The organism is Propionibacterium freudenreichii subsp. freudenreichii (assembly GCF_000940845.1).
Taxonomy (GTDB): domain Bacteria; phylum Actinomycetota; class Actinomycetes; order Propionibacteriales; family Propionibacteriaceae; genus Propionibacterium; species Propionibacterium freudenreichii.
The window spans coordinates 731,082-752,523 of sequence record NZ_CP010341.1 but is presented as its reverse complement, the minus strand read 5'-3'; the positions used below and the strand labels follow the sequence as shown (position 1 = coordinate 752,523).

Annotated in this window: 18 protein-coding genes and 1 pseudogene; 4 read left to right on the top strand and 15 right to left on the bottom strand. The window is 66.4% G+C overall.

The window, feature by feature from the left end; all coding sequences use genetic code 11:
* Positions 1-96: 96 nt before the first annotated feature.
* A complete protein-coding gene (locus tag RM25_RS03145; protein WP_013160597.1) occupies positions 97-2,586 on the bottom strand; it encodes a UvrD-helicase domain-containing protein in 2,490 nt (829 codons plus the stop codon).
* Positions 2,587-2,722: 136 nt separating this feature from the next.
* Between RM25_RS03145 and RM25_RS03140 the strand changes: the two genes are divergently transcribed.
* Complete coding sequence (locus RM25_RS03140; protein WP_013160596.1) at positions 2,723-3,976, top strand: phospholipase D-like domain-containing protein; 1,254 nt, start codon at positions 2,723-2,725, stop codon at positions 3,974-3,976.
* Between the two features lie 72 nt (positions 3,977-4,048).
* On the opposite strand, the gene RM25_RS03135 is transcribed toward RM25_RS03140, so the two are convergent.
* From RM25_RS03135 to RM25_RS03115, 5 genes are read right to left on the bottom strand one after another with little or no spacing between them, the layout of a single operon-like run.
* Complete coding sequence (locus tag RM25_RS03135) at positions 4,049-4,804, bottom strand: iron ABC transporter ATP-binding protein (protein WP_036939556.1); 756 nt, start codon at positions 4,802-4,804, stop codon at positions 4,049-4,051.
* 17 nt (positions 4,805-4,821) lie between these two features.
* Entirely contained in the window at positions 4,822-5,856 is a 1,035-nt protein-coding gene (locus RM25_RS03130) for an IS30 family transposase (RefSeq protein ID WP_044635816.1), read from the bottom strand.
* Complete coding sequence (locus RM25_RS03125; RefSeq protein ID WP_257009049.1) at positions 5,745-7,028, bottom strand: iron chelate uptake ABC transporter family permease subunit; 1,284 nt, start codon at positions 7,026-7,028, stop codon at positions 5,745-5,747. The genes RM25_RS03130 and RM25_RS03125 overlap by 112 nt, the downstream gene beginning before the upstream one ends.
* The gene (locus tag RM25_RS03120; RefSeq protein WP_230843908.1) at positions 7,021-8,052 is read right to left on the bottom strand and encodes an ABC transporter permease; all 1,032 of its coding nucleotides are present in this window, start codon (positions 8,050-8,052) and stop codon (positions 7,021-7,023) included. The genes RM25_RS03125 and RM25_RS03120 overlap by 8 nt, the downstream gene beginning before the upstream one ends.
* Positions 8,049-9,065, bottom strand: coding sequence for a siderophore ABC transporter substrate-binding protein (locus tag RM25_RS03115; RefSeq protein ID WP_013160592.1), 1,017 nt, complete (start codon positions 9,063-9,065; stop codon positions 8,049-8,051). The genes RM25_RS03120 and RM25_RS03115 overlap by 4 nt, the downstream gene beginning before the upstream one ends.
* A gap of 289 nt (positions 9,066-9,354) precedes the next feature.
* Here RM25_RS03115 and RM25_RS03110 point away from each other — a divergent pair, with 289 nt between their 5' ends.
* Positions 9,355-9,606: a GlsB/YeaQ/YmgE family stress response membrane protein gene (locus RM25_RS03110; RefSeq protein ID WP_013160591.1), complete on the top strand. Its 252-nt coding sequence runs from the start codon at positions 9,355-9,357 to the stop codon at positions 9,604-9,606.
* A 236-nt stretch (positions 9,607-9,842) separates the two neighbouring features.
* On the opposite strand, the gene RM25_RS03105 is transcribed toward RM25_RS03110, so the two are convergent.
* Positions 9,843-10,541, bottom strand: a complete 699-nt coding sequence (locus tag RM25_RS03105; protein WP_013160590.1) for a response regulator — start codon at positions 10,539-10,541, stop codon at positions 9,843-9,845.
* Positions 10,538-11,731: an ATP-binding protein gene (locus RM25_RS03100; protein ID WP_036939900.1), complete on the bottom strand. Its 1,194-nt coding sequence runs from the start codon at positions 11,729-11,731 to the stop codon at positions 10,538-10,540. Before RM25_RS03100 ends, RM25_RS03105 begins: the two co-directional genes overlap by 4 nt.
* A gap of 346 nt (positions 11,732-12,077) precedes the next feature.
* Between RM25_RS03100 and RM25_RS03095 the strand changes: the two genes are divergently transcribed.
* Both RM25_RS03095 and RM25_RS03090 read left to right on the top strand, forming a co-directional pair.
* Positions 12,078-12,413: a PspC domain-containing protein gene (locus RM25_RS03095; protein WP_013160588.1), complete on the top strand. Its 336-nt coding sequence runs from the start codon at positions 12,078-12,080 to the stop codon at positions 12,411-12,413.
* Positions 12,414-12,721: 308 nt separating this feature from the next.
* The gene (locus RM25_RS03090) at positions 12,722-13,654 is read left to right on the top strand and encodes a zinc-binding dehydrogenase (RefSeq protein WP_013160587.1); all 933 of its coding nucleotides are present in this window, start codon (positions 12,722-12,724) and stop codon (positions 13,652-13,654) included.
* 50 nt (positions 13,655-13,704) lie between these two features.
* Here the strand turns inward: RM25_RS03090 and RM25_RS03085 are convergent, their stop codons facing one another.
* The 7 genes and pseudogenes from RM25_RS03085 to RM25_RS03060 all read right to left on the bottom strand — a co-directional run bounded on the left by RM25_RS03085 (position 13,705) and on the right by RM25_RS03060 (position 21,375).
* A complete protein-coding gene (locus tag RM25_RS03085; RefSeq protein ID WP_013160586.1) occupies positions 13,705-14,592 on the bottom strand; it encodes a YwqG family protein in 888 nt (295 codons plus the stop codon).
* A 204-nt stretch (positions 14,593-14,796) separates the two neighbouring features.
* Positions 14,797-16,350 (bottom strand): glutamine-hydrolyzing GMP synthase, encoded by a 1,554-nt coding sequence (gene guaA / locus RM25_RS03080; RefSeq protein WP_013160585.1) that lies wholly within the window; start codon positions 16,348-16,350, stop codon positions 14,797-14,799.
* Between the two features lie 294 nt (positions 16,351-16,644).
* A complete protein-coding gene (locus RM25_RS03075; RefSeq protein ID WP_013160584.1) occupies positions 16,645-17,673 on the bottom strand; it encodes an ABC transporter permease subunit in 1,029 nt (342 codons plus the stop codon).
* A complete protein-coding gene (locus RM25_RS03070; RefSeq protein ID WP_044636039.1) occupies positions 17,670-18,728 on the bottom strand; it encodes an ABC transporter permease in 1,059 nt (352 codons plus the stop codon). Before RM25_RS03070 ends, RM25_RS03075 begins: the two co-directional genes overlap by 4 nt.
* Positions 18,725-19,537, bottom strand: a complete 813-nt coding sequence (locus tag RM25_RS13175) for an ATP-binding cassette domain-containing protein (RefSeq protein WP_230954628.1) — start codon at positions 19,535-19,537, stop codon at positions 18,725-18,727. The genes RM25_RS03070 and RM25_RS13175 overlap by 4 nt, the downstream gene beginning before the upstream one ends.
* A 210-nt stretch (positions 19,538-19,747) precedes the next feature.
* Positions 19,748-20,227, bottom strand: a pseudogene (gene fruK / locus RM25_RS13170) (fructose ABC transporter ATP-binding protein FruK); the annotation flags it as partial.
* Between the two features lie 167 nt (positions 20,228-20,394).
* The gene (locus RM25_RS03060) at positions 20,395-21,375 is read right to left on the bottom strand and encodes an ABC transporter substrate-binding protein (protein WP_036939569.1); all 981 of its coding nucleotides are present in this window, start codon (positions 21,373-21,375) and stop codon (positions 20,395-20,397) included.
* Positions 21,376-21,442: the final 67 nt, after the last annotated feature.

The following is a 21,442-nucleotide window of genomic DNA, read 5'->3' as shown; positions in this document are numbered from 1 at the left end:
CATCGTCACCTCCGCCACTACCGCTGGAACACTATCGAAAGGGGCGCCCCTCCCCCGCGGTGCCGTGCCGAGGGGTGACGTGCCGGGTGCCGGGCGCTAGAGCTTCTCCAGCGGAGCGAAGCGCAGTGCCAGCCGCTTCACGCCCGCCGAGCCGAAGTCGACGTCGGCGGTGGCGTTGTTCCCCGAACCGGCCGCCGCCACCACGGTGCCCATGCCGAAGCTCGAGTGCAGCACCCGATCGCCCGGCTCCAGGGAGGCGACGGTCTTGGTACGTGGTAGGTCGCCATGCCCCGACCCGAACACCGGGCCGCCCGTGCTCGTCTGCCGGCGGGCCGACGCGGTACGCGCCGAGGCCGATGAACCCCAACTGGTCAGGTCAGCGCCGGTGCGCTGCCAATCGATCAGTTCGGCGGGGATCTCCTCCAGGAAGCGACTGGGCGGGTTGTACTGGGGCTGGCCCCATACGGTGCGCACGGCCGCACGGCTCATGAACAGGCGTCGGCGCGCGCGGGTGATGCCCACATAGGCCAACCGCCGCTCCTCGGACAGCTCGGCGGGGTCGGCCAGGGCCCGCATGTGCGGGAAGATGCCGTCCTCCATGCCGGTGAGGAAGACATTGTCGAATTCCAGGCCCTTGGCGGTGTGCAGCGTCATGAGGGTCACCACCCCGGCGGAGTCCGGATCGGAATCGGGGATCTGGTCGGAATCGGCCACCAGGGCGATCCGTTCGAGGAAGGCACCCAGGGAGTCATCGGCCTCGGGCATGCCGGCCACCAGTTCGTCGGCCAGTTCGGGGGCATCCTGATCGCCGGGCGCATCGGGCCGCAGCCCAGCCGACAGGTCGAGGGTGTGGGCCTGGGCGACGAATTCCTGGGCCACGGCCACCAGCTCCACGAGGTTCTCCACACGGGTCTCGTCCTGGGGGTCCTTGGAGTCCTTCAGCTCGTCGAGCAGGCCCGAGTCCTTCAGCACCGCGGCCACGACCTCGTCGGCCGATGACCCTGCCGCCACGAGTCCGCGGAAACCGGCCATCATCGAGGCGAAGGACTCCACCTGATGGCGCGAACGGGTGGCGAGTCCGGGCACCTCGGCGGCACGGTCCACGGCCTGGCTGAACGGGATCGACTGGCTCACGGCGAACATCTCCAGCGCGGTCTCGGCCCGGGCACCGATGGCGCGCTTGGGCACGTTGATGATCCGACGGATCGAGACATCGTCGGCCGGATTCGCGATGGCCCGCAGGTAGGCCAGCGCATCGCGCACCTCGCGTCGCTCATAGAAGCGCACGCCGCCCACCACCCGATAGGGAAGGCCCAGCCGGATGAACACCTCCTCGAAGGCGCGCGACTGGGCATTGGTGCGGTAGAACACCGCGGCGTCGGAATAGGCGGCCTGCTGGTGGTCGTGCAGCTCGTCGATCTTCTCGGCCACCCAGCGGGCCTCGTCATGCTCGGTGTCGGCAACCCAACCGATGATCTTGTCGCCATCACCGGCGTCGCTCCACAGCTTCTTCACCGGACGCCCGGAGTTGTGCTGGATCACCGCATTGGCCGCCGACAGGATGGTCTGGGTGGAGCGGTAGTTCTGCTCCAGCAGGATCGTGCGGGCCCCCGGGAAGTCCTGCTCGAAGTCCAGGATGTTGCGCACATCGGCGCCCCGGAAGGCATAGATGGACTGGTCGGAGTCACCGACCACCAGCAGCTCGGGCGGATCCACGCGGGGGGCGTCGATCTGGTCCTCGTTGGGCGCGCAGAGCTCGCGGATCAGCAGGTACTGCGCATGGTTGGTGTCCTGGTACTCGTCGACCAGCACCTGACGAAAGCGACGACGGTATTTCTCGCGGATATCGGGGTGGTCGTGCAGCAGTTGCACGGTGATCATGATGAGGTCATCGAAGTCCATCGCATTGGCGGCCCTGAGCCGACGCTGATATTCCTCGTAGGCTTGCGCATACAGTTCCTCATTGCCGTTGTCGGCCTGCTCGGCGGCGGCGCCGGGGCCCAGCAGCTCATTCTTGGCATTGCTGATCCAGCCCATCACGGTGCGTGGCGGGAACTTCTTCGTGTCGAGGTTCTGGTCGCGCAACACCAGGGTCATGAGCCGCTTGGTGTCGGTGTCGTCGTAGATGGAGAAGTTGCGCCGCAACCCGAGCTCGGGGGCCTCGGCAAGCTCAGTGCGCAGGATGCGCACGCACGCGGAGTGGAAGGTGCTCACCCACATCGTGCGGGTGCGCGGACCCACCAGCTCGGCCACCCGCGAGCGCATCTCGGCGGCTGCCTTGTTGGTGAAGGTGATGGCCAGGATCGAGCCGGGATGCACGCCACGCTGGGCGATCAACCAGGCGATCCGACGTGTCAGCACCCTGGTCTTACCCGAGCCCGCACCGGCCACCACCAGCACCGGTGAGCCCTCGTGCACCACGGCCTGTTCCTGCGGCGGGTTCAGGCCGTGCAGCAGGGCCTCCGCGTCGTCGTGGGCGTCGTGGGGGGTGTGGGGAGCGAAGCCTTCGCCGCTACCCGGCGCTCCCAACGCCGACAGGCGCTGGTCAAAGGCGGAGAACAGGTCGGGAGGGGTCTGGTCAGTCATGGCCGCTCAAGCCTATGCTGCCGGCCGGCGCCGCACACATCGCATCCACTGCCCCGTCGCTGGGGCGGGACGACCATCCACAGGGTCCATTCGGCCCGGTGAGCCGGGGCGCCCACCGGCACATTAGAGTGTGCGCATGCGCCTTCCTCCTGCCACCGGCCGCGTTGTCCGCAATGCCCTGTTGGGCATTCTGGGCGCCCAACTCGGCGCTGCCGGCGTGCTGGTGGCAGCCGACAATGTGCGCAAGCATCGGGCAGGCCCTGCCCGCTTCCCGCGCAGTGCCGTCACCCAGGCCAGGGCCGACGACGACCTGGTCAGTGTCTATTCCTATGGCGAGGACCTGTACAACGACATGCTCACCGCCATCCGGCGGGCGAAGCACACGATCTTCTTCGAGACATTCATCTGGAAGAACGATCCCATTGGCCAGGATTTCAAGCAGGCACTCATTGAGGCCGCCAATCGCGGTGTGGCCGTTTACATCGTCTATGACCAATTCGCCAACATGGTGGTGCGCCCGTCATTCTTCCGCTTTCCCGACAACATCCATGTGAAGCGCCATCCGTTGGTGCAGTCGGTGGCGTTCTGGAATCTGCGCAATTCGGGACGTGACCATCGCAAGATCCTGGTGGTCGATTCCAGGGTCGCCTTCATGGGCGGCTACAACATCGGGTCACGCTACGCCCGCACCTGGCGCGATACCCACGCCCGTTTCGAGGGTCCCAGCGTCGCCGACTTCGAGAATGCCTTCGTCGACTACTGGAACCTGCGCCCGGTGCACCTGTTGTCGAGCCAGCGCTCGTCGATGCCCGAATTGCCCGATACGAGCCAGCGTCGTTGGGACGGCTCGGTTCGGTTGTCGCGCAATACGCCGCGCTGGGCGGTCTTCCCGATCCGCAATATGTACCTCGAGGCCATCGACAAGGCGCAGCGCAATATCTGGCTCACCAGCGCCTATCTGATTCCCGACGACGACCTGCGCACCGCCCTGGCGCGTGCCGCGCAGCGTGGCGTCGATGTGCGCATCATCGTGCCGGCGCAGTCGAACCACGTGATTGCCGACTGGCTGTCGCGCGGCTATTACACCGGCCTGCTGCGCGACGGCATCCGGCTGTTCCTGTTCCACAATGCGATGGTGCACGCCAAGACCGCCACGATCGACGGCCACTGGTCAACGATCGGCACGGCGAATATCGATCGGCTGTCCCTGGCGGGCAATTACGAGGTGAATGCCGAGATCACCAGCCCCCAGGTGGCAACGGCCCTCGAGCGGATCTTCCTGACCGACCAGTCCAATTGCACCGAGATGGACCTGGCCCGTTGGGAACGGCGCAGCATCGTGGCGAAGGGCACCGAATGGCTGCTCGCGCCCTGGCGCCCCCTGTTCTGATCCCGGTCCCAATCTGACGGGAACAGAGCCCGACGGGAACAGGGGCCGGCGGGAACAGGGGCCGGCGGGTGGTCAGTAGTACACCGCCAGCGGTCCGTGGGGGCCCTGCACCACATCCACCGGGGTATCGAAGACCTCGGTGAGCACGGCGGAATCCATGATCTCGTCGGAAGGCCCGAAGGCCGCCACTCTCCCGTCCTTCATCGCGCAGATGTGGTCGGCATAGCGTCCGGCGAAGTTGATGTCGTGCAACACGATGACGATGGTGCGTCCGAGCTCGCGCGCCGCCCGGTGCAGGTGGCGCATCATCTGCACCGAATGGCGCATGTCCAGGTTGTTGAGCGGCTCGTCGAGCAGCACGTACTCGGTGTCCTGGGCCAGCACCATCGCCACATAGGCACGCTGACGCTGCCCACCGCTCAACTCGTCGAGGTAGCGCGCTTCGAGGTCACGCAGCGCCAGGAAGTCCAGGGCCTGGTCGACCAGTTCCTCGTCGGCGGCACTCAGGCGTCCATGGGTATAGGGGAAGCGGCCGAAGCCGACCAGTTGGCGCACGGTCAACCGGGTGACGAAGTGGTTCTCCTGTTGCAGCACCGACACCACCCGGGCCAGGTCGGCCGACTTGGTGCGCGCCACGTCGTAGCCGGCGATCTCGATCACGCCGGTGTCGAGGCCCAGCAGCCGTCCGATCATGGTGAGCAGGGTCGACTTGCCGGCCCCATTGGGCCCCACCAGCGCGGTGATGCCGCCGTCGGGGATGTGCAGGTCAACCGGACCGATGCACACCTCGGGGCTGTATTTCTTGAGCACATCGGCAAGCGCGATCACAGTCGGCCCTGGCGATGTCAAGGCGTCGAAGCAACATGGGGCTCGCCGGCGAGCAGTCGAGCGAATGCCTCGGTGGGCGTGAGATAGCCCAGTCGGCGGCGGGGTCGATTGTTGATCTCCTCGGCGATGGTGGTGAGGTAGGGCTGGTGATCGGGGATCACCGTGCCCTTGGGCAGATACTCCCGGTAGAGCCGGTTCGTGTTCTCGTTGCTGGGCCTCTGCCAGGGCGAGTGGGGATCGGCGAAGTAGACCGGCATCGCCGTGGCCAGGGAGACCTTCGCGTGCTGGGCCATCTCGCTGCCCTGGTCCCACGCCAACGATGCCTTCATCATCTCGGGCAAGTCGTTGAAAAACTCGATGACCGCGTCAGCGGTTGGCTCGGCGTGTTTCGAGGACAGGGCCAGCAGCCCGGTGAACCCGCTCATCCGCTCCACCAGCGTCGCCGCGCACGAGGTGCCGTTCTTCCCGATGATCAGGTCACCCTCCCAGTGCCCCGGCACCCGACGCTGGGCGGCGTCCTCACCTCGCTCCGCGATCGGGACCATACCTACGATTGGGCCACCGCGCGTCCGCCCGGTCGTACGTGGTCGGCGCTTGGTCCGCTTGGACTGCAGGAAGATGCCCTTGCGGGCGAGCTCACCCTTCGGGATTGCGTAGATGTACTGGTAGATAGCCTCACCGGAGACGGTTCGGCCGCGTGCGTCAGCAGAGTTCGCCATGCGTTCAACGGTCGGGTCTGTCGCCTCCAGACGCAACCGGCCCGCTATCTCGTTCGGCGTCCACGACGCGGCCAGATCCGCCTCCACCCTCGCCTGCAGCACCGGATCCCCCGCGACCTTCCGCTGCTGCGGGCGAGCCCGCCGACGCTGCGCTCTGACGTCTGCGGTCACGGCCTGGTAGCCGCGGGTCTTCGTCGAGTTCCGGTGAAGCTCCCGCAAGATCACCGACGGGCAACGCCCCAGGTGACGGGCGATCCTCCGCACCGACCAGCCCGCTTTCGAGGCCGTCGAGATCTCCGACCTGTCACTGAACGACAACCCCACCCGCGCCATCCGCACACTCCACCGATCAGACCCCCGCCGACCGGGAGTGTTGCTTCGACGCTATGACACCACCCCTTTCGTAGCAGGACGATGAGGAAGGTGGTTCCGCCGACGAGCTCGATGATCACCGACACCATGCCCTGCGCGTAGAACACATAGCGCATGACGAAATAGGCGCCGGCCAACACCACGAAGCCGGTGAGCACCGCGACGGGGAAGATGCGGCGGTGGTCATGGGTGCCGGCGAGGCTGTAGGTGAGGGTGGCCACCAGGAACCCGAAGAAGGTCATGGGCCCCACCAGCGCGGTGGACACGGCGATCAGTACCGAGACCAGGGTGAGGCCCAGCATCGTCTCGCGGCGGTGGTTGAGCCCCAGCCCCGTGGCGGCGGACGCACCCAGCGCCATCACGTTCAGGCGTTGGCTGCGCACCCACAGGCCGAGCCCGGCGGCCAGGCACAGTGGCACCGCCACCGGCAGGTAGGACGCCTCGGCGTTGGAGATGTTGCCGAACATGCGGGCGCTGAGCACGTCGAATTCGCTGGGCGACAGCATGCGCTGCATGAACGTGGCCACCGATCCCAGGCCGGCACCGATCACGATGCCGATCAACAGCATCACCTGCAGGTTCGCATGGCGTCCGCTGAGCAGGGTGCCGTAGAGCGCCACGGCCAGGGCCACCATCACCGCCACCTGGATCAGGAACTGTGGCACCCCCTGCAGGGCCACCACGCCGGCCACGCCCAGGAAGTAGACCGCGCTGGTCTGCACCGCGCGGTAGAGCGACTCGAAGCCCATGATCGACGGGGTGATGATGCGGTTGTTCGTGATGGTCTGGAAGGCAACGGTGGCCAGCGCCTGGCTGAACGCCACCACGGCGATCACCACCAGGCTGGCCAGGCGGCGTTGGGCGATCTTCCAGAATCCCCGGGAGCCCACCGGCATCGGATTGGCCCAGGCCAACAGCCCGAAGGACGCCGCAACCGCTGCCACGGCCAGGCCGACCACGACCACCAGGTAGCGACGTCGGGCCGCGCGGGTGGCGAAGGCGCCGGTGTGCGTGCGCACCGGCGGGGTTTCCCGGGTCGGGGTGTCGACGACCATGTCGCTGCCGGGGCCCCCCACTCCCCCGGCTGGTCCGGGGCGTCCGCGCCCCACGGCTTCGGTCTGCGTGTCAGCCACGGCGACGCTGCCTCAGCAGGAGCACGACGAAGACCACCGACCCGACGATGCCCAGGATCAGGGAGACGGGGATCTCGAAGGGCATGATGATCACGCGTCCCAACAGATCGCAGACGGTGACCAGGCCGATGCCCAGCAGGCAGACCCACGGCAGGTTCGAGCGCAGGTCGTCAGCGCGTGCCAGCGAGACGATGTTGGGCACGATGAGCCCCACGAAGGGCAGGTTTCCGACCACCACGGTGACCACGCCGGTGGCAACCGCCACCAGGCCGGTGCCCATCAGGATGATGCGCTCATAGTTCATGCCGACCCCGGTGGCGACCGACTTGCCGAGGCCGGCCACGGTGAAGCGATCGGCGACCAGGAAGATCGCCACTCCCACCGCTGCGACGACCCACAGGATCTCATACTGGCCGCGCAGGATCGAGGTGAAGCTGCCGGCGAACCAGACGCCCAGGCTCTGCAGGGCGTCCATCCTGATGGCAATGAAGGTGGAGATCGATGACACCACGGCGCCCAGCATGATGCCGACGATGGGCACGATCAGCGACGACCTGAGGGTCACGGTGCGCAGGAAGGCGAAGAAGACCATCGTCCCCAGGAAGGCCGCCACGACGGCCACGGCCATCTTGGTGCCGATACTGGCGTTCGGGGCGATCACCATCACCAACAGCAGCCCCAATCCGGCCCATTCGGTGGTGCCGGTGGTGGTGGGTTCGACGAAGCGGTTCTGGGTGAGCAGCTGCATCACGAGGCCACTCATGGCCATCGCGGCACCGGCGAGGACCAGCGCGACGGTGCGCGGCACGCGGGTGATCTGGAACATCCGGGAACCATCCGAGGCCCCGAAGACGTCGTAGACGCCGGTGGTCAGCGACAGCACCAACAGCCCGGCGACCACCACGATCCCCACGAGCAGCTTGGGGTCGAGCAGCTTGCGGTCCGGCACCGGCCCGGGGCGCGGTGGTCCGCCGGACGCACCGTGGCGCGTCCGGCGGACCGGGGTGGCATCAGGCAAGGTCACGCCCGGGATTCCAGCGCTGCGGCGAAGTCGTTGAGGAACTCCGTGTAGGTCTGGATCGACTCATTGGTGTAGGTGTCGGCAGGCATCGTGACGATGTTGCCCTCCTTCACCGCGGTCACCCCGGCCAGGGCCTGGGAGTTCTTCAACAACTCGCTGGCCGGCTTGTACGACGGATCGTCGGCCGAGATCGCCGCATCGCGGTCCATCACCAGGATCCACGTGGGATTGGAGCTGGCGATCGCTTCCACCGAGATGTCGTCGCCCTTGTGATCCTTGGACGAACCCTGCACCTGCAGTGCCGGCGTCAGGCCCGCGAAGTCATAGACGGGTCCGAGCGCGCGTCCCACATGTGGCGCGATGAAGCCGATCTCGCCACCGGAGGTGTTCACCGCCATCACGGTGTCGGCAGGCTTGTATGCCTTCTTGACCCGTGCGATGGCGCCGTCCAGGTCGTCATTGAGCTTCTTGGCCTCGGCCTGCTTGCCGAAGACCTCGCCCAGCACGGTGGTCTGGCGCTTCAGTTCCTGGTCGAAGGGTTCCCCATCGCGGGGATCCAGGTCGAGGATGGTGGTATCGGGCACCAGCGACTTGATCTCGTCGGTGTACTGGGTGAAGCGTTGCCCGTTGATCACCAGATCGGGCTTGGCCGCCACGATGGCCTCCAGGTTCGGCTCGCGGTGGTTGCCGATGTCCACGATGGACTTGTCGGTGGTGTACGAGATGGTGCTCGGCATCAGCGACACGGCCGCGGCCTTGAGACCGACGCCCCACTGGGACAGCGTCTCGAAGGTGCGGTTGTCCAGGGCGACGACCGACTGCGGTGGGGTCGTGACCGTATGGGTGCCGTTGTTGTCGGTGATCTCGATGCTCGACAGCGCGGCCGCGCTGTGGGTGGCAGGTGATGTATCGCTACCCGCGCCGGATGAACAGGCGGTGAGTCCGCCGGCCAGCAGGGCCGCCGACAGGGCGACCACGGCAAGGGTTCCACGGTTCGTGAACCGGGTGGATGACATAGGGCTCTCCTCTGAGAATGGGGAGGGGACGTGGTGTTTCGTGAGCGGGTCATTGCACAGCCCACCAACAGGTGGGACCCACATTAGGTGAGGCTAACCTACTTCTTTGCGAGCCGGCACGCGTTGCCCTGTCGGGGTGGCGTGCAGCTGCGCAGCCCCATCGCAGGTCGCCAGCCGCACCGGGCACCGCAGGATGAGGGGTCGCAATGGGTCCGGGACAGGGGGATCCCGGGGTTCAGGTGGAGGGGCGGTCCACTCAGTGCACACCCCGGTCGGTTAGCATGAAACCATGGGACTAATTTCTTGGATCATCCTGGGCCTCATCTGCGGCACCATCGCCAAGGCCATCATCGGCGGGCGCGCTGGCTGGATCAGCTCGTTGATCATCGGCGTCGTCGGTGGGTTGGCCGGCGGCTGGCTCGGCAGCCTGCTGTTCCACCGCCCGCTGTCGGGCTTCTTCAGCCCCTGGACGTGGCTGTTGTCCGTCGTCGGCAGCTGCCTGGTGCTGTGGGTCTACAACAAGGTCAGCTCAAGGAGCTGACCCACGGGGTCTGCAACGGGGTCAGCCCAACAAGCTGACCCACTGGATCCACCACAGGTCAGCCCAACAAGCTGACCCACTGGATCCACCACAGGTCAGCCCAACAGGCTGACCCACGGGATCCACCACAAGGTCTGCCCACGGGTCCGATCCCCACTCCACATCCCCACCTCATGCATCACGCCGGGCGCGCATCTCCACGATGTGCACCCGGCATGATCGACGTTGCGGGGTCGCTAGACGAGCTTGCGGTCGGTGGCCCACTTGGTGAGTTCATGGCGGTTCGACAGCTGCAGCTTGCGCAGCACATTCGACACGTGGGTTTCCACGGTCTTGATCGAGATGAACAGCTCGCGTGCCACTTCCTTGTAGGTGTAGCCGCGGGCGATGAGCTTCATCACCTCGCGTTCGCGCTGGCTCAGCCGGTCGAGGTCCTCATCGATGGATTCCACCGAGATCGATCCGCTGAAGGCGTCCAGCACGAAGCCGGCCAGACGGGGGCTGAAGACGGCATCGCCGGTGGCGACGCGCCCGATGGCCTCCACCAGGTCGGCGGTGCTGATCGACTTGGTGACATAGCCACGAGCCCCTGCGCGGATGACGGCGATCACGTCCTCGGCGGCGTCCGAGACAGACAGCGCCAGGAAGGTGATCTTGGGATCGATCTGGTGAACCTGGCGCACCACCTCGGCACCTCCGCCGCCGGGAAGGTGCACATCGAGCAGCACCACATCGGGCGTGGTCCCGGTGATCACCTTGACCGCCTGCTCCACGTCGCCGGCCTCACCCACCACGTCGATCTCGTCGGGTGCGGCGGCGGTCAGCTCGTGGCGCACGCCGGCACGGAAGATGTCATGGTCATCGACCAGCACCACCCGCCGGGGGCCCTCCGGGCGCGGCTCATCGGTGGTCAGGGGTCCGGGCAGGCTCGTCATCGCGCAATCTCCAGTTTCACCTCGGTGCCCTCCCCCGGTGCAGAGCGCACCTGAGCGGTTCCGCCGTGGCGCTCCATACGTTCGATGATCGATCTTCTCACACCCATCCGATCGGCTCGGATCTGCTCGGCATCAAAGCCCACGCCACGATCGCGGACGAACAGTTCGACGTGATCATCGTCGACCTCGGCATAGACGTCGATGTGGTCAGCGCCCGAATGCTTCGCGGAGTTCATCATGGCCTCGCGTGCCGCGAGGATCATCGCCGACAGGCCGTCGTTCAGCGTGGCATCGCCCACGCAGATCACCTCGACGCGCACTCCGCTGCTGTCCTCGACCTGGGCGCCGGCATCGCGCAACGCCGCGCGGAAGTCCCGGGGGCCGGGCGCCTCCCCGTAGAGCCACTCGCGCAACTCACGTTCCTGACGTCGCGCGAGGCTGGCCACGGCCTTGGGGTCATCGGCCTGACGCTGGATCAGGGCCAGCGTCTGCAGCACCGAATCGTGCAGGTGGGCGGCCATGTCGGCACGCGCATCAGCCACCAGCTTTTCCTCGTGGGCACGTGCCAGGTTGCTGCGCATCCGGTTCATCCAGGGCGCGGTGAGCACCCCGAAGCCGGCCAGGGCCAGGGCCACCATGCCCAGCACTGCCGGCAGATAGGGGCCGTCCACCTGGGTGTAGGCCACCAGGAGCACCGAGGCCCCCACCAGGGTCATCCCCAGGCCCATGCGCAACACCGTGGCCCACTTGGAACTGCTCACCAGGGGCGCCATCCAACGTGGCACGAGCCGGTCGGGTTCCTCCTCGGGCTGGTCGGCCTGGCGCCAGACGAGTCCGATACCCACGGCGGCCAGCACCACGGGCCAGAAGAAGGCATGGATCGAGCCGAGACCGAACAGCCGGCTCAACACGAGCAGCCCCAGGCACAGCAGCAGGACCAGCCCGATGGACAGCCACACCTCCAGGTCCTGGCGCCGCGAGCTGCGGGGCTTGCGTGCCGGACGCACCGCCCGGGCCTGTTCGGCGGCCTCGTCCTTGATCGGCAGGAAGGCCCACAACGCGGCGTAGGCAACCACGCCGAGGTAGGCGGTCATGGCCAGCAACACGAAGCACAACCGCACCGGCCACACCGGGGAGCCGAGGTAGTCGGCGATGCCGGTGCAGACCCCGCCGAGCCAGCTTCCGCGCATCCTCCGCGCCAGGCCCGCCGGCCAGCGCGGTCCGCGGCCGGCCGGATGCCCCGACGCACCGTCCGGCCAGGAGGGCACGGCGCCGCCAGGAGCGTTCATGCCCGTCCGCGGCGGCTCGGAAGACGTGCCGCGCTGGCGTGTGGATCCCATGTCGTGCCGCCTCCCTTCAGGTTCCCCGTGGACCAATGGTGCCAATTGTTCCATCCGACCCACGCGGCATTCGTCGGCCGGCACGTGAATCCGGGACGGGCCGCCCCCTGTCCCCCGTCGGGCTGACCCGGCAAGCAGGGTGCGTTCAGGGTGCCTCCCTGATGAAATTGAGTGCGATCGGCGCAAGAATTGATCCATGCGCACCGCAGGGGCGGTGCAGACCCCGATCCAGGAGGAACCCATGGGCACCAAGCAGCTGGTACGTCGCCACGACAACCGTTGGATTGCCGGGGTGGCCGGCGGTCTGGCCGACTACTGGGGCATCGATGCACTGGCGGTTCGGCTCGGTTTCATCATCCTTGGCCTGGTCACCTTCGGCACCGCCTTCTGGGCCTATCTGATCTGCTGGCTGTTGATCCCTGACGGCGTGGATGGCTCGAAGGGACTCGATGCGGTGAAGCGGACGATCAACGGCTTCCGCGACAAGAACGACGGGCCGCAGGACTTCAACCCCTACGACGACACCAAGTAGGCCCGCACAGCACAAGACCTGCGTCGACCGTCACCCCGGTCGGCGCTCCCCCATTACCTTGCGGCGAACGTCACCCCGTTCGTCGCTTCCCACAAGCAACGCCCGAATCCCGACTGTGGTGAGCGGGACTCGGGCGTTGCTGCGTGATGGAACAGGGCGGTCGGTTCCTGTCGGCTGCGGCCCCAGCAGCGCCGCAGTAGCCTGAGGTCACGATGGGTTCGCCCCGTGCACGTGTCCGCCCACACTGAACCGGCACCGGGCGTCCGTTCGATCCGACGCGCGATGGCGGGGTGACGATGATGTTGGCAATGGTGCTGGACCATCCGGGAGGCGCAGACACCTTCCGCCCTGAGGAACGTCCCATTCCCGAGGCGACCGCCACGCACAGCGTGCTCGAGGTCATGGCGTTCGGCGTGAACCATGCCGAACTGATCACGCGCGCCGGCGGTTCCCCCGATGTGCGGTTCCCCCGGGTGATCGGAATCGAGGCCGTCGGACGGGTGCACGCCACCTCTCCGGCGAGCGGACTTGAGGTGGGGCAACGCGTCGTGACGCTCATGGGTGGGCTGGGACGCGACTTCGACGGCAGCTACCAGGAATATGCGCTCGTGCCGAACTCCCAGCTGTATCCGGTGGGCATTGAGATGGCGTGGAATCGGCTGGCCACCATCCCCGAGAGCTTCTATACCGCCCTGGGTTCCCTCGACCGGATGCACCTGACGGCCGGTGATGCCCTACTGATCCGCGGTGGCACCAGCAGCGTTGGCCTCGCGGCGATGCAACTCGCCAAGTCGTTCGGCGTGCGGGTGACCTCCACCACGCGTAGCCCCGGCAAGATTGCGCGCCTTGAGGCCCTGGGGGCTGACGAGGTGCTCGTGGACGCCGGGACGCTGCCCGGCACCGAACGGTTCGATGGGGTGCTCGAACTCGTGGGGGCGGCCACGCTGGATGACTCCATGGGGCATGCCGCGCCCCGGGGCTGCGTGGTGGTCACCGGCGGGTTGGGAGGCCAGTGGACGGTGCCCGACTTTGATCCCTTCAGCATTCGCGGGTACCTCACGAACTTCCAGTCCACCGAGGTGAATCCCGCCCTGCTGCGCCACATGCTCACGCTGGTGGCGCAGCAGGGCCTGAGCCTGCCCATCGTCGGGGAATTCCCGCTCCCGGACGTCGGCCGGGCCCATGAGGCGCTGGAGACCAGCACCGAGATGGGGAAGATCGTGGTCAGCGTCGCGCACTGAGTGCGCGCAGACGCCCGCCCCGACGCCGGACCGTCACTCGGACGCCCGGGTCATCCGCACTGCAGGATGAGCCAGGCCTTGTCAAAATCACGGCGGGCCAGGTCCTGCTTCTTGATCCAGTAATTGATGTGGCCGACATCGCCGAATTCCAGGCCGGAATCGGTGCCCATCTGGAACAACAGGGTCCAGTCCCTGCTGGCCTTCTCGATGTCGTCGCGCAGTTCCTGGGAGATCTCCTCGCCCTCCGCGCCGTCAGCCATCCCCCGCGTGACCATTTCGCACTCGGCCTCCATCGGGTTCTGCACCACGTCCGGGTGGCCGAGCAGTTTCGTGGTGACCGCATCATCGCCCTCGGATGGTGCGCCGTACTCCTCGCGCATCGCGTCATAGTCCTCCCACTCGATGTCCGTCAGGGGCACGGGCAGCGGGTTCGTCCTACGCACTTCCTCGGGGAGCTCGGTGAAGCCCAACCAGGCCGGCAGGTCCACCATGTTCCGGTATGAGATGGCCTGGCCGTCGGGGAACCAGTCGTCCAGGTCGTCAGGCACCGATGCGGGCCGCAACGTCGCCGGGTCCTCGAAGAAGAAGACCCTGGCGGAGCCCTTGTCCCGGGGATCAAAGCCCCATTCCTGGGTCTCCATCTCGTAGAAGAAGCTCAGCACGCCTGCGGTGGGAAGCAGTCCCTCGGTGTCATAGCGGGTCGCGTCGGCAAGGTTGACCTGGGCCAGGAAGGTCAGGGGTCGATTGGCGTCGGCAGAATCGTCGTCCTTGTCCTGGAAGCGGGGCCACTCAAAGTCCCGGGGAACGTCAGGTCGGCCACCCAGCCGGCTCTGTCCTGCTTCCCCGGGCTCGGGATCGGCTCCGAAATCCAACTTGATCGCATTCTTCTGCACCGCGTCGAACACGCCGAACAGGGCCTGCTTCAGGTCTTGGCTCATGGAAATCCTTCATCTTCGGCGGGGTTGCGGCGCAATTCCCCCGGATATGTCGATGGCACATCGTGGTGCCAACGCCGCCCTGCAGCCGCGCCAACGATTCATCGGCACGAATGGGACAAGTCTGGCAGGCGCCACTGACAAAACTGACGCCCCGGCCCCGCTGGGAGGCGGGGTCGGGGCGTCAGGGCCTGCGTCAGGCGTGGGTCATTCCCATTCGATGGTGGCCGGCGGCTTGCTGGTCACGTCAAGCACGACGCGGTTCACCTCGGGGCACTGGTTGGTGATGCGGGTGCTGATCTTCTCCAGCAGGTCGTAGGGCAGGCGCGACCAGTCGGCGGTCATGGCGTCCTCGCTGCTGACCGGACGCAGCACGATCGGATGCCCGTAGGTGCGTCCGTCGCCCTGCACGCCGACGGAGTGCACATCGGCCAGCAGGACCACCGGCATCTGCCAGACCTCGCGGTCGAGCCCGGCCGCGGTCAGCTCCTCGCGCGCGATCGCGTCGGCCTCACGCAGCAGGTCGAGGCGGTCCTGGGTGATCTCCCCGACGATGCGGATGCCCAGCCCCGGCCCCGGGAACGGCTGGCGCCACACCATGGAGTCGGGCAGTCCGAGCTCGGCACCGACGGCACGCACCTCGTCCTTGAACAGGGCGCGCAGCGGCTCGATGAGGGTGAACTGCAGGTCGTCGGGAAGCCCGCCGACGTTGTGGTGGCTCTTGATGTTCGCCGCGCCGTCACCGCCGCCGGACTCCACGACGTCGGGATACAGGGTGCCCTGCACCAGGAAGTCGATGCCCTTGTCGCCGGCGATCTGGCGCGCCACGTCCTCGAAGCTACGGATGAACTCGCGCCCGATGATCTTGCGCTTGGCCTCGGGCTCGGAGACGCCGGCCAGCGCGGACAGGAAGCGCTCGGATTCGTCGGCCACCACCAGGTCGACGCCGGTGATCTGGACGAAGTCGTGCTTCACCTGCTCGGCCTCGCCCTTGCGCAGCAGGCCGTGGTCGATGAAGCAGCAGGTGAGCTGATCGCCGATCGCACGCTGCACCAGCGCTGCGGCGACTGCCGAATCGACACCGCCCGACAGGGCGCACAGCACCCGCTTGTCGCCCACCTGGGCGCGGATCCTGGACACCTGGTCGTCGACGATCGAGCTGCTGGTCCACGTCGGCTTGCAGCCGGCGAAGTCGAACAGGAAGTGCTCGATCACTTCCTGGCCGCGTTCGGTATGGGCCACTTCGGGATGCCACTGGACGCCCGCGAGCTTGCGCTCGGGCGCCTCGAAGGCAGCGATCGGAGCGCCGGCGGTGCGGGCCAACGACGCGAATCCCGCGGGGGCCGCGGTCACCGAGTCGCCATGGCTCATCCACACGCTGGAGATGTCGTCAAGGTCGTGCAACAGCACGCCGGTGTCGTCAATGGCCACGCTGGTGCGCCCGTACTCGGAGGTTCCGGTGTGCTCGACGGTGCCGCCCAGGGCCCCGGCCATCAGCTGGAAGCCGTAGCAGATGCCGAACACCGGGATACCGGTGCTGAACAGGGCGGGGTCGACCTTGGGCGCATCGGGCACGTAGACCGACGCCGGTCCGCCCGACAGGATGATGGCGGTCGGCTTCTTGGCCACCATCTCGTCGACGCTCATGGCATGGGGGACAATTTCTGAATAAACATGTGCTTCACGGACGCGTCGCGCGATGAGTTGCGCATATTGCGCCCCATAGTCGACGACCAGCACAAGATCATGGCTCGCAGGCATGATGCCCAGTCTATTGCGTGCAGCGCAAGAGCCCCGGCCCCGCGGGACCCATGGACGCGCAGTGCAGCGCCGCACCGTCACGTTCGGGTGCCCCCGGCCACGGGCATTCACACAACCATGCAGCGTGCCAGGACGTTGACCGCCCCGCACGAGCCCGACCGCCGTCAACATGTCAACCACGCCCCGCCGAACATGACGACGGCAGTGCCGGTCGGCCATTTCTGGTGACCTGCACTGCCGTCGGTCCGACATGGACGGGGGGAAATCCGTACGATGTGCGACGCCGCTGCGCGGCTAGTCGTTGTGGTCGCGCTTCACCACCGCTCGCTGCAGCAGCACGAACAGCAGCAGGATGGCGCCGGTGATGATGGTGGTCGCCTCGGGCGGGATGCTGCCGTCACGGGCGATGAGCACATTCATCAGCCCCAGCACGAGCGCGCCGAGCACCGATCCGAGCACATAGCCCGCCCCGCCCAGCAGCAGGGTGCCGCCGATCACCACGGCAGCGATCGCATCAAGCTCCCAGCCGACGCCGGTCACGTTCTGCGCCATCCCGAGCTTGGAGGTGTACACCACCGAGGCGATGCCGGCGCACAATCCGCTGATCACGTAGATGAGGTACTTGGTGCGGTTCACCGGCAGGCCCATCAGCTCCGCCGAGGGCTCCGAACCACCAATCGCATAGACCGTGCGCCCGGTGCGGGTGCGGTGCAGGATGAAGAAGCCGGCCACGACCACCACCACGGCGATCAGCACATTGGGCGTGATCACCAGGTCATTCACCTTCGGACCGTCGATCACCTTCCACTGGGTGGCCAGGGTGCGGAACCCCGAGGCGTCGTCCAGTCGGATCGGCGTGGTGCTCAGGATGGACGCCAGGCCGCGCGCCAGGAACATCATCGCCAGGGTGGCGATGAAGGGCTGCACCCTGAAGTACTGCACCAGCACGCCGGAGGCCAGCCCGAACAGGCCACCCACCACCACGATGATCCCCATCACCAGGACGGGATTCCAGCCGGCATTGAGCAGCTGGGCGCCCAGCACCGAGCTGAAGGCGATCACCGCCCCCACCGACAGGTCGATGCCCCCGGTGAGGATCACGAAGGTCATGCCCACCGCCAGGATGATCAGGTGGGCGTTGTTGATCAGCAGGTTGGAGGCCGTGCTCATCGTCAGGGTCTGGCCGTAGGCCGCCTGCCCGTAGATGATCATGATGAGGAAGATGACCACCGACGCGAGGGTCGGGATGCGCTTGCGATCGATCTTGAGCCAGCTGGGCAGTGCGCGTGTGGGCACCGCCGCGTTGAGTGTCTGGGCGCTCATGCCGCCACCACTTCCTTGACCTCTTCGACCCGTGCCGGAGCGGCCTCGACCACGCGTCGGCTGCGCTTGAGGGTCTTGAACAGATTGCGCACCCGCTCGGACTGCAGCAGGCAGACGATGATGATCACTGCGGCCTTGAACGCCGGCGTGGCCGCCGAGGGCACGTTGAGGAAGGTCACGGTGCGGTTCAGCGTGGTGATGAGCAGCGCGCCGATGGCGCTGCCGCCCAGTGAGAAGCGTCCGCCGGCCAGCGAGGTGCCGCCGATGACCACCGCGAGGATCGCGTCCATCTCCATGTCCATGCCGGTCTTGGAGACCTCGACGGTCATCACGTTCGCCGTGGCGAACACGCCGGCCATGCCAGCCAGCAGGCCGCTGATCACGTAGACGGAGAACAGGATGTACAGCGGCTTGATGCCGGCCATGCGGCTGGCCCGCTGGTTGATGCCCACCGATTCGATGGTCATGCCCAGGGCACTGCGTCGCACCACGAGCGCCACCAGGGCGACGATGGCAATGGCGATCACGAACGCCACGGGGAACCCGAACACGGTTCCGGTGGAGATCCACGCGAAGCCGTCGCTGCGGGCCGAGGTGTTCTGTCCCCCGGTGATCACCTTGGCGATGCCACGACCGGTCATCATCATGATCAACGTGGTGATGAAGGGCTGTAGACCCACTACGGAGACCAACAAGCCGTTGATGGCGCCCAGAATGACGGTGACCAGCAGGGACAGCCCCAGCGCCGTGAGCACGGCGCCGGTGGATCCGGAATTCGCAGCTGATGCCAGGAACTCCATCGACACCGCACCTGCCACGGCCATCAGCGAACCCACCGACAGGTCGATGCCAGCGGTGGCGATCACCAAGGTCATCCCGATCGCGATCATGAGCACCGGGGCGCTTCCCCGCAGGATGTCGATCAGGGAACCATAGAGGTTCCCGTTGCTGACTGTGATCTGGATGAACGAGGGGTCCTTGATCACATCGACCATGATCAGCAGGACAAGTGCGATGATGCCCCAGAAATATTGGTTCTTGACGATGGCTTTCATGCTGCCTGACCCTCCTTTGCGATGATGTCGACGATGGTGTTCGCACTGACATCGGGTCCGTTGGCGATCGTCGCGATCGCCCGGTTGTCCTTCAGCACGAGGATGCGCTGACTGAGGCGCACCACCTCTTCCAGCTCAGAGGAGATGAAGATCACCGACATTCCCTCGTTGGCGAGCTTGACCACGGCCTCCTGGATTTCGGACTTCGCGCCGACGTCGATGCCGCGTGTCGGCTCGTCGAGGATCAACAGCCGGGGCTCGGTGGCGAGCCAGCGGGCCAACAACACCTTCTGCTGATTGCCGCCCGACAGGTTCTTGATGAGCTTCTCGGGGTCAGGGGGACGCACATTGAGCGCCTCGATGTACTTCTTGGCGATCGCGTCCTGCTCACGGCGCGGGATCGGTCGGATCCATCCACGACGCGCCTGCAGGGCGAGGATGATGTTCTCGCGCACGGTGAGGTCGGCGATGATGCCCTCATCGCGACGGTTCTCGGTGGAATAGGCGATCCGGTCCTTCAGGGCGGTGGCCGGTGAGCCGATCGACACGTCCTTGCCGTCAATGGCGATCTGGCCGCTCTCGGGCTTGTCGGCGCCGTAGAGCAGCCGGGCCAGCTCGGTGCGTCCCGAGCCTAGCAGGCCGGCGAAGCCGATGATCTCGCCGGCGAACAGGTCCAGGTCGACCGCCTCGATGGAGCCCTTGCGGCCAAGGCCGAGCACCTTGATGAACGGCGTGCGTGCCTCGGTGCCCGCGACCTCGTCGGCCTCGCGGGCGATGGTGCTCAGCGAGGAATAGTCCTTGCCGATCATCTTGGAGATCAGGGTGGTGCGGTCGAGCTCACGGGTGCGGTAGCTGCCGATGAACTGGCCGTTGCGCAGGATGGTCATGCGGTCGCTGATCTCGTAGACCTGATCGAGGAAGTGCGACACGAAAAGGATCGCCACGCCCTGGTCACGCAGCCTGCGCATCACTGAGAACAGCTTCTCCACCTCGTGGGCGTCAAGGCTCGAGGTGGGCTCATCAAGGATGAGCACCTTCGCATCGATGACCATGGCGCGGCTGACCGCCACCAGCTGTTGCATGGCGATGGACAGGTCGGACAGCGGCGCCCGGGGATCCAGGTGGTCGAGTCCGAACCTCGCCAGGGCCTGCTTGGCCAGCTGGTAGGTCTTCTTCTAGTTGATGCCGAGCGGACCATGGGCCTCGTGCCCGAGCATCAGGTTCTCGCCGATGGTCAGGTTCGTGCAGAGGTTGACTTCCTGGTAGACGGTGGCGACACCAGCGCGCTGGGCGTCGGCCGTCCCGTTGAGAGTGCGCTTGCGCCCGGCAATGGTGATCGACCCGGAGTCGATCGAGTAGACGCCGGTGAGCGCCTTGATGAGTGTGGACTTGCCGGCGCCATTCTCGCCCATGAGCGCATGTACTTCGCCCTGGTAGAGAGTGAGGTCGACATCTTGGAGCGCTTTGACGCCGGGGAACTCGATCGAGATCCCTCTCATTTCGACGATTCGCGCCGTGGGTTCCGTCATGTTCAGACCCTCGATATGTGCTGGATGAAGCGGCTGACATCGAGCGGGTGGGGCCCTGGACCCAGTGCCAGGGCCCCACATCCGCCGATGTGTTGGAGGAGGACTCCCGGCCGTGGGGCCGGGTGCGATCTGCTCGATCAGTAGGCGCGGTTCGGCAGGGCCGCCTTGGCGGCCTCCGGCGAATCGAAGGTCACCGAATCGACGGTGTAGAGCGCATCGACGTGCTCTCCGGCCTTTGCCTTCTTCACCGCATTCAGCGCAATGTCACCAAACAGCGGGTTGTACTCGGCCACGAAGCTCAGCTGTCCGGCGGACAGGGATTCCAGGGCCGCCTTGGTGCCGTCGATCGTGATGATCTTGACGTCCTTGCCCGGCGTGAGCCCGGCCTCGGTGACTGCCTGGGTGGCGCCCAGGCCCATCTCGTCGTTCTGGGCGAAGATCAGCTGGATGCCCGGGTTGGCCTTCAGGAGCGTCTCGGTCACCGACTTGCCGTCATTCTGGGACCAGTTCGCGGACTGGCTGGCAATCTTCTGGAACTCGGGATGGGTGGACATCACCGAATCCCAGCCCTTGTTGCGGTCGTTCACCACGGACAGGCCGGCAGGCCCCTCCAGCACGACGTACTTGGCGCCCTCGGGGAACTGCTTGACGGCCCAGTTGGCCGCGCTCTCGGAGATGGCGACGTTGTCAGGGGCGATGCGCGAGGCATACAGCGAGGTGTTGTCGGGCTCAATGCCACGGTCCAACAGGAAGACCGGGATCTCGGCCTCCTTCGCACGGTTCAGCACGTTCTCCCAGCCGGTGGCCTCGGTGGCCGACAGCAGGATCGCGTCGACACCCTCATCGATGAACGAGGTCATGGCGGTGATCTGGGACGCCTGGTCGCCGTTGTCCGACGGGGCGTACTTCAGGTTGATGCCATTGTCCTTGCTGAAGGTGTTCTGGATGTTCGTCTTGTTCGCCGTGCGCCAGCCGCCCTCGGGACCAACTGCCACAAAGCCGACGGTGAGAGTCTTCGAGCTGCTGCCCGAATCACTACCGCTACCGCCGCCACTGCATCCCGTCAGGGCCAGGGCAAAGGCGCCCAGGGCCGCGATGAGCTTCAGTAACTTCCTCATAATCGAACCTCCTTGTTCGAGCTGCGCAGGGCCGTCACATCGACCAGCTGCATCTTGGTGGGGGGAA

What these genes read in the sequence shown, in the direction of transcription:
- RM25_RS03145 (WP_013160597.1), bottom strand. Translation starts at nt 2,586, where the DNA reads ATGACTGACCAGACCCCTCCCGACCTGTTCTCCGCCTTTGACCAGCGC.
- RM25_RS03140 (WP_013160596.1), top strand. Translation starts at nt 2,723, where the DNA reads ATGCGCCTTCCTCCTGCCACCGGCCGCGTTGTCCGCAATGCCCTGTTG.
- RM25_RS03130 (WP_044635816.1), bottom strand. Translation starts at nt 5,856, where the DNA reads ATGGCGCGGGTGGGGTTGTCGTTCAGTGACAGGTCGGAGATCTCGACG.
- RM25_RS03115 (WP_013160592.1), bottom strand. Translation starts at nt 9,065, where the DNA reads ATGTCATCCACCCGGTTCACGAACCGTGGAACCCTTGCCGTGGTCGCC.
- RM25_RS03110 (WP_013160591.1), top strand. Translation starts at nt 9,355, where the DNA reads ATGGGACTAATTTCTTGGATCATCCTGGGCCTCATCTGCGGCACCATC.
- RM25_RS03105 (WP_013160590.1), bottom strand. Translation starts at nt 10,541, where the DNA reads ATGACGAGCCTGCCCGGACCCCTGACCACCGATGAGCCGCGCCCGGAG.
- RM25_RS03100 (WP_036939900.1), bottom strand. Translation starts at nt 11,731, where the DNA reads ATGCGCGGAAGCTGGCTCGGCGGGGTCTGCACCGGCATCGCCGACTAC.
- RM25_RS03095 (WP_013160588.1), top strand. Translation starts at nt 12,078, where the DNA reads ATGCGCACCGCAGGGGCGGTGCAGACCCCGATCCAGGAGGAACCCATG.
- RM25_RS03090 (WP_013160587.1), top strand. Translation starts at nt 12,722, where the DNA reads ATGGTGCTGGACCATCCGGGAGGCGCAGACACCTTCCGCCCTGAGGAA.
- RM25_RS03085 (WP_013160586.1), bottom strand. Translation starts at nt 14,592, where the DNA reads ATGAGCCAAGACCTGAAGCAGGCCCTGTTCGGCGTGTTCGACGCGGTG.
- guaA (WP_013160585.1), bottom strand. Translation starts at nt 16,350, where the DNA reads ATGCCTGCGAGCCATGATCTTGTGCTGGTCGTCGACTATGGGGCGCAA.
- RM25_RS03075 (WP_013160584.1), bottom strand. Translation starts at nt 17,673, where the DNA reads ATGAGCGCCCAGACACTCAACGCGGCGGTGCCCACACGCGCACTGCCC.
- RM25_RS03070 (WP_044636039.1), bottom strand. Translation starts at nt 18,728, where the DNA reads ATGAAAGCCATCGTCAAGAACCAATATTTCTGGGGCATCATCGCACTT.
- RM25_RS13175 (WP_230954628.1), bottom strand. Translation starts at nt 19,537, where the DNA reads ATGATCGGCAAGGACTATTCCTCGCTGAGCACCATCGCCCGCGAGGCC.
- RM25_RS03060 (WP_036939569.1), bottom strand. Translation starts at nt 21,375, where the DNA reads ATGAGGAAGTTACTGAAGCTCATCGCGGCCCTGGGCGCCTTTGCCCTG.